General features: G+C 71.1%; 14 protein-coding genes. 5 read left to right on the top strand and 9 right to left on the bottom strand.

Translation table 11 applies throughout. From position 1 onward, the window contains the following. Positions 1-646 (top strand): SRPBCC family protein (locus E1281_RS31250; protein WP_207943596.1); only part of this gene is annotated, 646 nt, incomplete at its 5' end. 70 nt (positions 647-716) lie between these two features. On the opposite strand, the gene E1281_RS31245 is transcribed toward E1281_RS31250, so the two are convergent. Next, positions 717-1,475 carry an SDR family oxidoreductase gene (locus E1281_RS31245; protein ID WP_243717619.1) on the bottom strand — a complete coding sequence of 253 codons (759 nt, stop codon included), beginning with the start codon at positions 1,473-1,475 and terminating at the stop codon, positions 717-719. Positions 1,476-1,532: 57 nt separating this feature from the next. Further along, positions 1,533-1,970, bottom strand: coding sequence for a nuclear transport factor 2 family protein (locus tag E1281_RS31240; RefSeq protein ID WP_243717618.1), 438 nt, complete (start codon positions 1,968-1,970; stop codon positions 1,533-1,535). A gap of 131 nt (positions 1,971-2,101) precedes the next feature. Here E1281_RS31240 and E1281_RS31235 point away from each other — a divergent pair, with 131 nt between their 5' ends. Together E1281_RS31235 and E1281_RS31230 are read left to right on the top strand one after the other, a co-directional pair. Beyond that, a complete protein-coding gene (locus tag E1281_RS31235; protein WP_243717617.1) occupies positions 2,102-2,908 on the top strand; it encodes a cyclase family protein in 807 nt (268 codons plus the stop codon). A 70-nt stretch (positions 2,909-2,978) separates the two neighbouring features. After that, positions 2,979-3,707, top strand: coding sequence for a class I SAM-dependent methyltransferase (locus E1281_RS31230; protein WP_131883307.1), 729 nt, complete (start codon positions 2,979-2,981; stop codon positions 3,705-3,707). Here E1281_RS31230 and rfbA read toward each other — a convergent pair. Continuing rightward, positions 3,670-4,551, bottom strand: a complete 882-nt coding sequence (gene rfbA / locus E1281_RS31225; protein WP_131883306.1) for a glucose-1-phosphate thymidylyltransferase RfbA — start codon at positions 4,549-4,551, stop codon at positions 3,670-3,672. The genes E1281_RS31230 and rfbA overlap by 38 nt on opposite strands. Positions 4,552-4,700: 149 nt before the next feature. On the opposite strand from rfbA, the gene E1281_RS31220 reads away from it, so the two are divergent. Then, positions 4,701-5,813, top strand: coding sequence for a DegT/DnrJ/EryC1/StrS family aminotransferase (locus tag E1281_RS31220; protein WP_131883305.1), 1,113 nt, complete (start codon positions 4,701-4,703; stop codon positions 5,811-5,813). 22 nt (positions 5,814-5,835) lie between these two features. Here the strand turns inward: E1281_RS31220 and E1281_RS31215 are convergent, their stop codons facing one another. The 6 genes from E1281_RS31215 to E1281_RS31190 form a co-directional block, all read right to left on the bottom strand. Then, positions 5,836-6,096, bottom strand: a complete 261-nt coding sequence (locus E1281_RS31215) for an acyl carrier protein (protein ID WP_131883304.1) — start codon at positions 6,094-6,096, stop codon at positions 5,836-5,838. Positions 6,097-6,159: 63 nt separating this feature from the next. Further along, on the bottom strand, positions 6,160-7,383 hold the full coding sequence (locus E1281_RS31210; RefSeq protein ID WP_131883303.1) for a ketosynthase chain-length factor: 1,224 nt from the start codon (positions 7,381-7,383) through the stop codon (positions 6,160-6,162). Then, on the bottom strand, positions 7,380-8,648 hold the full coding sequence (locus E1281_RS31205) for a beta-ketoacyl-[acyl-carrier-protein] synthase family protein (protein ID WP_131883302.1): 1,269 nt from the start codon (positions 8,646-8,648) through the stop codon (positions 7,380-7,382). The genes E1281_RS31210 and E1281_RS31205 overlap by 4 nt, the downstream gene beginning before the upstream one ends. After that, positions 8,648-8,995, bottom strand: coding sequence for an antibiotic biosynthesis monooxygenase family protein (locus E1281_RS31200; protein ID WP_131883301.1), 348 nt, complete (start codon positions 8,993-8,995; stop codon positions 8,648-8,650). Before E1281_RS31200 ends, E1281_RS31205 begins: the two co-directional genes overlap by 1 nt. A 185-nt stretch (positions 8,996-9,180) precedes the next feature. After that, positions 9,181-9,888: a VWA domain-containing protein gene (locus E1281_RS31195; RefSeq protein ID WP_131883300.1), complete on the bottom strand. Its 708-nt coding sequence runs from the start codon at positions 9,886-9,888 to the stop codon at positions 9,181-9,183. Between the two features lie 99 nt (positions 9,889-9,987). After that, complete coding sequence (locus E1281_RS31190) at positions 9,988-10,374, bottom strand: VOC family protein (RefSeq protein ID WP_131883299.1); 387 nt, start codon at positions 10,372-10,374, stop codon at positions 9,988-9,990. Positions 10,375-10,571: 197 nt separating this feature from the next. Here E1281_RS31190 and E1281_RS31185 point away from each other — a divergent pair. Next, the coding region (locus tag E1281_RS31185) for a MerR family DNA-binding transcriptional regulator (protein WP_131883298.1) at positions 10,572-10,891 on the top strand (320 nt) is incomplete at its 3' end.

Genomic DNA, 10,891 nt, shown 5'->3' with positions numbered 1-10,891 from the left:
GCATCTGGAGCGGGTGGGTGCGGAGCTGGCCAATTATCGGTTGGGGGAGATGGTGCAGGTCGGTTCCTGGGTGGAGGAGTGGGGGGTGAACTGGAAGCTCGCGGTGGAGAACGCCCACGAGAACTACCACGTGATGGGCTTCCACCCGAACACGCTCCAGCCGTCGACTCCCGCCGGGGCGGAGACGACCGTCCGCGCCGACTCGCCGTGGGCCGACGTCATGCGCGTCCGGTTCGCCGAACCGATGGAACCGGGGATCCTCCCGCTCACCGACGAGGAGAGGGCCCACCTGTACAACTTCTACGCCTTCCCGTCCGCGAGCGTCGCCGCGTCGGGGGACATGGTCATCTGGATCAGCTTCATCCCGCTGGCGATCGACCGGACCCAGGTGCGCGGCGGGGTCCTGATGCCGCCCGCCATGCTGGACGGCGCGGACCTGGACGAGCTCCGCAAGGAGACCGAGGCGTACGCGGGGATGATCAACGCCGAGGATCGGAAGGGGCTGGAGCAGGTCCAGCGGTCGGTCGGGTCGCGCTTCGCCACCCGCGGCCACCTCAGCCCCAAGGAAGAGGGAGTCGTGCTCTTCTACAGGAACCTGGCACGTGCACTGCTGCGCGACGACTCCGACTGGCCCGGCGGACTGTGAGCGTTCCGCCAGGTGCGCCGGTGGCGTCCGCACGGACGCCGCCGGCGCGGGTCATCACTCCGGGCGTCGCTCAGGTGAGGGAGAGGCCGCCGTCGACGGGCAGGACGGCGCCGGTCACGTAGCGGGCCTCCGGGCTGACGAGCTGGGTGACCCACCAGGCGATCTCCTCGGGCGTGCCGACCCGCCCGGCCGGGGCCTGCTCACTGATCTGCGCGAGGAACCCCTCGTACTGTTCATCGGTCAGGCCCATCCGCGGGCCGGACCTGGTGTCGACGACGCCCGGGGCGAGGCCGACGACCCGGATGCCGCGCGGCGCGAGTTCGACGGCCCAGGTACGGGTCAGGAAGTCGAGCGCGGCCTTGGCCGCTCCGTACAGGCTGTTGTTCGGCCAGGTGCGCAGGCCGAGCGCACCCGCCGAGCTGATGTTGACCACCGTTCCGCGGCTCTCCTCCAGGGCGCCGAGCGCGCTCTGGGTGAGGAAGACCGGGGCGACGAGGTTCGTGCCGAGCTGCCGGTCGGCCGTGCCGCGGTCGAGGTCGGCCAGGGGCCGGTAGCCGAGCGCGGCGGCATTGTTGACCAGCACGTCGACCCGGCCGAACTCGCGGATCGCCGTCCGCACGACGTGCTCCGGGACCGCGGGATCGGTGATGTCGGCCGCCAGCACCCGGATCGTGTCGTGGTCCTTGGCGGTCTCGACCAGCGTGGACTCGGTGCGCCCGACGACCAGCACCCCGTCCCCGCGGGCGGCGAACGCCCGTGCCGTGGCGCGGCCGATCCCGGTGCCGCCGCCGGTGACGATCACTGCGCGCGTGACATCGTTCTCAGTCATGGGGGAACCGTACGAACGGTCCCTCGAACCGGGGTCGATGCCGCCTGGGGCGGGACGTCACGGCCTGTCGTCGCGGGTCACGCGGCGCTCGCGCACCAGCAGCCCTCCCGCCTCGCGAACGAGGACGTCCTCGCACACGCACATCATGAGGAGGCGGGGCGACCCGCCATGTCGCGTGGCGATGATCTGGGCATAGCTCCGCGCGCGGAGCGTGCCGTCCGGCTCCGGCTCCAGGGCGGTCATGCAGAGCACGTGGCGGTGGGTCTCGCCGGCCTCGGCCAGCTCGGCGGCCGAAGCGCGGACCCCCGCGGCGATGGCGGCGCGCCCCCGGACCGGCTCGGCGAGGGAGGGCGCGGCGAAGACCCCGTCCTCGGTGAACGTCCGCGCCCACTCCTCGGCGGCTCCGGCGTCCAGGAGATGCATGTGCCGGGCGTAGAAGTCCTGGATCTCGGCGTAGAGCTCCACGAACGGCGGGCCTTGAGTATGGACGGACACGTCGGGCTCCCTTCCGGTGGTACGGAGCATGCTCCGTCAGGGGCATGGAAGGCCGCTGGACCCCGGTGCCGCGTCCCTTCGAGCCAGGGTCCACCGGTTCTCCGCCGCCGGCGGCGACGATCGACGCCGTCATGCCATCGACGGCCCGGGGGTGCGGGGTGCGGCTCATCGACTTGTCATCGCCCATTGACGCCTCGTTCCATGAACCCGATCCGGTGCGGCACGAGATCCTGACGCCCCGCCAGGGCGCCGTGCACATGAGCGAGGAGATGCGCGAGCACTTCGGGATCGCCTTCGACCCCGACGAGCTGCCCGGCGGCGAGTTCCTGTCGCTCGACCGGATCACCCTCACCACGCACACCGGCACCCACGTCGACGCGCCCTCCCACTACGGGTCGGCGACGTCCTACGGCGACGGCGTGCCGCGCGACATCGACCAGATGCCGCTGGAGTGGTTCTTCAACCCGGCCGTGGTCCTGGACCTGACCGACGCCGGCACCGGCGCCGTCGGGCCGGCGGCGCTGGAGAAGGAGCTGGCCCGGATCGGCTACACCCCGCGGCCGCTGGACATCGTCCTGCTGCACACCGGGGCCGAGCGCCACCTCGGTACGAAGCGGTACTTCACCGACTTCGCCGGGCTGGACGGCCCCGCGACGCGCATGCTGCTCGATCTCGGGGTGCGGGTGATCGGTACCGACGCCTTCAGCCTGGACGCGCCCTTCGCGGACATCATCGAACGCTACCGGGCGACCGGCGACCGCTCGGTCCTGTGGCCCGCGCACTTCCTGGGACGGGAGCGCGAGTACTGCCAGCTGGAGCGCCTGGCCAACCTCGGCGCGCTGCCCGCCCCGCACGGCTTCCGGGTGGCCTGCTTCCCGGTGAGGATCACCGGCGGCGGCGCGGGCTGGACGCGCGCGGTCGCCCTCGTCGACGAGTAGCCCGCACGCCCCAGGAGCCGGTGGCCTCGGCGGCCGAGGGACCCGGGCGAGCGGGCCGGAAGGAGAAACGATGTTCGGCGCTCGGCTCACCGAGGTGTACGAGCTGATCTACCGCAGCCGCGGCAAGGACTGGGAGGCCGAGGCGGCGGACACCGCGCGCCTCATCAAGGACAGGCTCCCCGGGGCGGACTCGCTTCTGGACGTGGCCTGCGGCACCGGCGCCCACCTGGAGACCTTCCGGACGCACTTCGGCCGGACCGAGGGACTGGAGCTGTCGGAGCCGATGCTCGACGCGGCGGCCCGGAGGCTGCCCGGCGTGCCGCTGCACGCGCTGGACATGCGTGACTTCTCGCTGGGGCGCACGTTCGACGCGGTGACGTGCCTGTTCACCGCCATCGGATACCTGCCGACGCTGGCCGACATGCGGGCCGCCGTCCGCTGCATGGCCCGGCACCTGGTGCCGGGCGGCGTCATGGTCGTCGAACCGTGGTGGTTCCCGGACCGGTTCATCGACGGCTACGTCGCGGGGGACCTCGGGGGCGACGGGGAGCGCACCGTCGCGCGCATGTCCCACTCGACCAGGCGGGGGCGGACGACCCGCATGGAGGTGCGGTTCCTGGTGGGCGACGCCAAGGGCATCACGGAGTTCACCGAGGTCGACCTGCTCACCCTGTTCACGCTCGACGAGTACCTGTCGGCGTTCGCCGACGCGGGCTGCCCGGCCGAGTACGTGGAGTCCGGTTGGACGGCCCGGGGCCTTTTCATCGCGCGCCGCCGAGTTCCTCGGCCATGTCCATGACGTACCTGCCGTAGCCGGAGGCCGCGATTCCGGCTCCGAGCCGCCGGCACTGCTCGGGGGTGATGAACCCCATGCGCAGGGCGACCTCCTCGACGCAGGCGATCCGGACGCCCTGCCGCTCCTCCAGGGTCCGGACGTACTGTCCGGCCTGCAGCAGCGCCTCCGGGGTCCCGGTGTCCAGCCAGGCGAATCCGCGGCCGAGGTCGACGAGCCGGGCCCGCCCCCGTTCGAGGTACGCGAGGTTCACGTCGGTGATCTCGATCTCGCCGCGGGCGGAGGGGCGCAGGTTCTTGGCGATGTCCACCGCCTCGTTGTCGTAGAAGTACAGCCCCGTGATCGCGCGGTTCGACCGCGGCCTGGCCGGCTTCTCCTCGATGGAGAGAAGCCGCCCGTCGCCGTCGGTCTCGCCGACCCCGTAACGCTGCGGATCGTGGACGGGATAGCCGAACAGTGTGCAGCCTTCCACGTTCCGGATTTCCCGCTGGAGGAGCTCGGAGAAAGAATTTCCGTGGAAGATGTTGTCGCCCAGTGCGAGGGCGACTTCGTCGGAACCGATGAAGTCGGCGCCGATGAGCAGGGCCTCGCCGATGCCGCGCGGCCGGGACTGGGTCGCGTAGTCCAGCGTCAGCCCGAGGTGCGACCCGTCCCCGAGGAGCTGCTGGAACTGCTCGCTGTCGGCCGGTGTCGTGATGATCAGGATGTCGCGGACATCGGCGAGCATGAGCACCGAGAGCGGATAGTAGATCATCGGCTTGTCACCGACCGGCAGCAGCTGCTTGGAGACCGCCAGCGTTATGGGATGCAGCCGGCTACCGGTGCCGCCCGCCAGAATTATCCCCTTCATGGCCCCAGGGTATGGACTTTCCGCCGGACCGGACAAGCTGGCTGACGCGTTATTGAGGTGTTTTCGAGAGCGCTACGAGTTGAGCGCATTTTCCTGGATTCCAAAGGCAGTACGGATAACGCGGAAGCACGGAAAGGTGGTGCGAGCTCGTGACGATCCGGGTCTGGGATTATCTCGACGAGTACGCCGCGGAACGCGACGACATCCTCGATGCCGTCGAGACGGTGTTCGGCTCGGGGCGGCTCGTGCTCGGCCGCAGCGTCCAGGAGTTCGAGGCCGGGTTCGCCGGCTACCACGGTGTGGCGCACTGCACCGGGGTCGACAACGGGACCAACGCGATCAAGCTGGGCCTCCAGGCCCTCGGGGTCGGCCCCGGCGACGAGGTGATCACGGTCTCCAACACCGCGGCGCCCACGGTGGTGGCCATCGACGCGGTCGGCGCGACCCCGGTGTTCGTGGACGTGCATCCCGAGAACTTCCTCATGGACACGGGCCAGGTGGCGGCCGCCGTCACGCCGCGCACACGCTGCCTCCTGCCCGTCCACCTGTACGGGCAGTGCGTCGACATGGCGCCGCTGGAAGCGCTGGCCGCCGAGCACGGGCTGGCGATCCTGGAGGACTGCGCTCAGGCGCACGGCGCCCGGCACCACGGGCGGCTCGCGGGGACCATGGGCGACGCCGCCGCGTTCTCGTTCTACCCGACCAAGGTGCTGGGCGCCTACGGGGACGGCGGCGCCACGATCACCGACGACGACCAGGTGGACCGCAACCTGCGCCGGCTTCGCTACTACGGCATGGAGGACCGGTACTACGTGGTCTCCACGCCGGCCCACAACAGCCGGCTGGACGAGGTGCACGCGGAGATCCTGCGCCGCAAGCTGCGCAGGATGGGCGACTACATCGCCGGGCGGCGCGCCGTGGCCGACCGCTACGCCGAGGCCTTGGCGGACACCGGCCTGATCCTGCCGGAAACGGCGCCCGGCAACGACCACGTGTACTACGTGTACGTGGTGCGCCACCCCCGGCGGGACGCCGTCCTCGAGGCGCTGAAGACCTACGACATCGAGCTGAACATCAGCTACCCGTGGCCGGTGCACACGATGACCGGCTTCGCCCACCTCGGCTACGGGCCGGGATCCCTGCCGGTCACGGAACGGCTCGCGGGCGAGATCTTCTCACTGCCGATGTTCCCGGCGCTGCCCCCGGACACCCAGGACAAGGTCATCAGCGCTCTTCGCGAGGTGCTGGCGAACCAGTCCTGAGCGTCCGCTGCGCGCCGGGTCCTCAGGCGACCTCGGCCCCGGCGCCCTTCACGAGCGCGAGCAGCTCCCGTGGCGTCCGGGCTTCGGTGACCTGGTCGTCGTCGAGCCGGACCCCGTAGTCGCGTTCGATGCGGCCGGCGGTCTCCAGCAGCGCGAGCGAGTCGTAACCGAGGTGCTCGAACGTCACGTCACCGAGATCGGACTCCACCGGCACGGGCAGCTCGCTCTCACCGGCGCACTCGCTCATGATCTCCATGATCCGGGTGGTGGTCAGCTCCGTCATCACGGGCACCTGCCTCTCTGTTCCGGGCCTCTCTGTTCCGGGCCTCTCTGACCGGGCCCCGCCTCATCGAGGCCCGCGGACGACCATCGCGGCGTTGAACCCGCCGTGACCCCGGGCCAGCACGAGCGCCACGGCCAGGGGCGCCGTGCGCGCGTCCAGCACGAGGTCGAGCTCGTAGCGCGGTGCGGGACGGGAGACGTTGACCGTGGGCGGGATCACGCCGTGCCGGATCGCCAGCAACGCCGTCGCCAGGTCGAGCGCCGCACCGCCCGCGCCCAGGCGCCCGGTCATCGTCTTGGGCGCCGTCACCGGGACCCCGTGGGGGCCGAAGACCGCCCGCAGCGCGTCCGCCTCGATCACGTCGAGATCGGGAGATCCCGCCGCGTCGGCGAACACCACGTCCACCTCGCCGGGCTCCACGTCCGCGTCGCGGAGCGCCATCTCGGCGGCGCGCCGCAGTGCCGGCGGACGCCCGCCGCCCGGCGGCGGGTCGAAGGTGGCGGCGTATCCGGCGATCTCCCCGTACACCGTTCGCGCACCGCGGGCCCGAGCCGACGCGACGTCCTCCAGCACGAACAGCGCACCGCCCTCGCCGGGGACGTGCCCGGCCGCGTCGGTGTCGAAGGGCCGGTAGGCCAGGCCGGGGTCGCGGGAGGTGCTGAGCCGCCCGGTCGACTGCTGGGCGATCCACCCCCACGGGCACGGCGACCCGTCCACTCCTCCGCCGACCATGAACGGGACGCCGTCGCGCACGTGCCTGCGCGCCTGCGCCAGCGCGTCGAGCCCGCCGGCCTGCTCGGTCACCAGCACGCCGCTGGGCCCGCGCAGGTCGTGCCGGATCGAGATCTGGCCGGTGTTGACCGCGTAGAACCACGCGAAGGACTGGTACGCGCTGACGTGCTCGGGGCCTTTGCTCCACAGCTTCTCCAGCTCGCGGTGGCCGAACTCGAACCCTCCGGCGGAGCTGGCGGTGACCACGCCGGCCCCGGGGCCGGGCTGCTCGGCGGGAGCGACACCGGCGTCCGCCAGCGCCCAGTCGGCCGCGACGAGCGCCAGCCGGGTCATGTGGTCGGTCTGCGGCAGCAGCCGGCCGGGCAGATGGTCCCGGGGCTCGAACCCGGCGATCTCGCCGGCCAGCCGGCTGGTGTACGGCGCGGCGTCGAAACGGGTGATCGGCCCGATCCCGGCCTCCCCGTGCACGGTCGCGTCCCAGTGCCGGTCGGCGCCCATCCCGGTCGGCGCCACGACGCCCATCCCGGTCACCACGGTGGCGGTGCTGGAGGTCATGCCGCGATTCCCTCGGGGTTCGCCAGAACCATGGCGCTCTGGAAGCCGCCGAATCCGCTCCCCACCGTGAGCGCCGCGTCCACGGGCCACTCACGGGCGTGCAGGGGAACGTAGTCGAGATCGCACTCCGGGTCGGGCTCGTGCAGGTTCGCGGTGGGCGGGACGACGCCGTGCTCCATCGCGAGTGCGCACGCCGCGATCTCCAGCGATCCGATGGCGCCGAGCGAATGGCCGATCATCGACTTGATTCCGCTGACCGGGATCCGGTAGGCGTGCTCGCCCAGGCTGCGCTTGAACGCGGCCGTCTCGTGCCGGTCGTTCTGCTTGGTGCCCGACCCGTGCGCGTTGACATAGCCCAGTTGCGAAGGGGACACGCGGGCCTGGGCCAGCGCGGCGCCGATGGCCTCGGCCATCTCCCGTCCGTCGGCACGCAGCCCGGTCATGTGGTAGGCGTTGCTGCGCGTGGCGAATCCGCCTATCTCCGCATACAGGTGAGCGCCGCGGCGCCGGGCCCGGCCCAGTTCCTCAAGGAGGAAGACCGCGGCGCCCTCGCCCAGCACGAAGCCGTTCCGGGTGCGGTCGAAGGGCCTGGACGCCCGCGCGGGATCGTCGTTGCGGGGCGTCGTGGCCTTGATGGCGTCGAAGCAGGCCGTCGTGATCGGCGAGATCGGCGCGTCGCTCGCCCCGGCCACCATCACGTCCGCCGACCCCTCCCTGATCAGCTCGACCGCGTGGCCCACCGAGTCCAGCCCGGAGGTGCAGCCGGTGGACACCGTGCGGACGGGCCCTTCGGCTCCGACCTCCCAGGCCACCTCGGCGGCGATCGAGCTGGGGACGTAGTGGTTGAACAGGTGCGGTACGGCGTACGACTCGTCCACGAGCCACTTGCGCCCGCCGTCGCTGACGACGACGTACTCCTCCTCAAGACTCATCGTGCATCCCACCGCGCTGCCGATGACGACCCCGCAACGCGCCGGGTCGAGGTCCTCGCGGCTGAGCCCGCCGTCCTCAAGGCTCTCCCGGGCGCTCACCATGGCCAGCTGGGTGACGCGGTCCATGCGCCGGACCTGTTGCGGGGACAGGCCCTCCCGCAGCGGGTCGAAGTCGCACTCGGCGGCGACCTGCGAGCGGTACGGGGAGGGGTCGAAGAACGTGATGCGCCGGGTAGCCGTGCGGCCGGCCGCCAGCAGTTCCCAGAACCGCTTGGTGCCGACGGCGTTCGGGGCGACGATTCCGATCCCCGTGATGACCACGCGACGGTCCATCAGCGTTCCCCGCCCGCCGGCACCGCCGAGAAGCTCAGGCACGGCGCGTACAGGCCCGGCTCGCTGGTGCTCACGGCGCGCAGCGCCCCGGCGTGCGCCGCGAAGGCCGGATCGGCGACCGCCCTCCGGAAGTCCGCGGCGCCACGCCACCGTGCGACGTTGATGAAGATGTGCGGTTCGTCGACATTCCGGAACAGCGTGTTACCGAGGAACCCGTCCTTGTCCCTCATGAATTGCGAGACCTCCGCGAAGATCCGCTCGAATTCTTCGTGGGCGGCGTGGACGGTGAATCTGTTGATGAAGGTGACTTCGCCCCTCGTGCCGGCATCGACGTGATCGGTCGACATACCCAACCCCATTTACGAAAGCAACAGACGGCGGCGACGAGACCCGTCGACGCCGCTGCCAACGTGCCCCACGCCCCTCGCAGCTTCCTTGAGAATGAGTGGACGGGCCTTTCGCATGCGAATGGGCGCGCGGTCCCGGCCGCGGATGCGGTGGTCGCGAAAACCCGCGGTCCGGATCCGGTCGGTCAGGGCAGGATGCCCGCGGCGCGGACGTCATTGAGCCAGGACGGGAATTCGTCCATCAAGGAGTCGTAGAGCACACTGTCGGCGAGGGCGCGCGGATCGGGCCCGGCGGGGAAGAAGGCGGCGTTGTCGACTGCGCGCTTGCGCGGGACGGGCAGGTCGTCGAGCTTGCGCAGGAACGTGAACTCGTCGTCCCCGAAGCCGATGAACTGCCAGAAGATGGGGAGCGTGGACGACTCGCACAGCACCTTCTCGGCCTTGGTCCGGGAATCCGGTGAGCCGTCCGTCTGGAAGATGACGAAGGCCGGAGCGGCCGGCGCGGTGGCCCGGTAATGGTCGATGACCGCTTCCATGGCGGCGGCGTAATTGGTCGTCCCCATATGGCCGAGCCGGTCGTGCTCCTCGTTGATCCGGCCCTCGTACCGGGTCAGGTCGACCTCCACCACGGGGTGCGCGCCCTTGTCGAAGAACACCACCGGGACCACGCCGTCGTCGTCCAGATGCGCCGCCAGCGCGAGCGCCTGCTCGGCCAGATGCTGGACGGTGCCGTCCTTGTAATAGCGCCGCATCGAACCGGACCGGTCGAGGACCAGGTAGACGGCCGCGCGCTCACCGTGGATCCCGTGCTTGTCGAGATTGACCTTGGCGGCCTTGTAGAGGTCGACGAGACCGGGCGCGGCCGACTGGACCTTGTCCAAGCTGATGGGCATTGAGCGGCGCTCCTACCGGTGGTCGTCCGAACGGAATGCCCAGCATGCACCCTCCCGCCGTCCGGCGAGGTCCGTTGGCCCACGGCGGCCACGGGCGCCCTACGCCGAGCCGGACGGGGCGCTGCTCAGGTCCACCACGCAGAAGGCGTTGCCGTCCGGGTCGGCGAGGACGACGAAGTCCGGCTCCGGCGGATACATATCCCAGTCGACCCTGGTCGCCCCGAGACCGACCAGGCGCTCGACCTCGGCCTCCTGCTCGGCCGCCGTGTCCACGAACAGGTCGAGATGGATCCGGGGGTGCGGCTCGGCGGGCGACTCGCTGAGCATCAGGCCCAGCGCATGGCCCGACCCGCCCGCGTGGTCCAGCGTCCTCCAGGTCGGACTCGCCCACTCGGCGGTGTCGACCAGATCCAGCGCGGCCGTCCAGAACGCCACCGCGCGAGGAATGTCGTCTACACCGATCACCGGAATCCCAAGCCTCAACATGCCGCCCACCCTACGGGCCGCCGCCGGCGGATCCATGGTGCCGACGGAACCGGTCCGCGGTCCTCGGTCGCGGCGGCCGAGCCGGGCGTTCGCACGGGTGCTCGCGGCCGGTGCGGGCGCGTCCACCCTCCGCTGGTCTTCCTTCTAGAGTTGCCGCATGGCCATGATCGTGGCGCGACCCGAACCGGTGATCAGCCTTGCGACCCGCTGATCTGGCCCGCGAGCACGGCATCTCGACCCAGGCGGTCCGCAACTACGAGCGCGACGGGTTCGTCCCGGCCGCCGAGCGCACGCGCAGCGGCTACCGGATCTACACCGAGACGCACGCGGCGGCGCTGCGCGCCTACCTGTCCCTCGTCGCGGCCCACGGCTACGCGGCCGGCGGCCAGATCATGCTCGCCGTCCACGACGACCGGCTCGACGACGCCCTGACGGCCATCGACCGAAGCCATGACCAGCTGCTCCGCGACCGCGCCACCCTCGACTCGGTGCGGAAGGCGGTAGATCACCTGACGGC

This window comes from Actinomadura sp. KC345, assembly GCF_004348515.1.
Taxonomy (GTDB): Bacteria; Actinomycetota; Actinomycetes; order Streptosporangiales; family Streptosporangiaceae; genus Spirillospora.
This window is presented reverse-complemented; position numbering and strand designations above follow the sequence as displayed.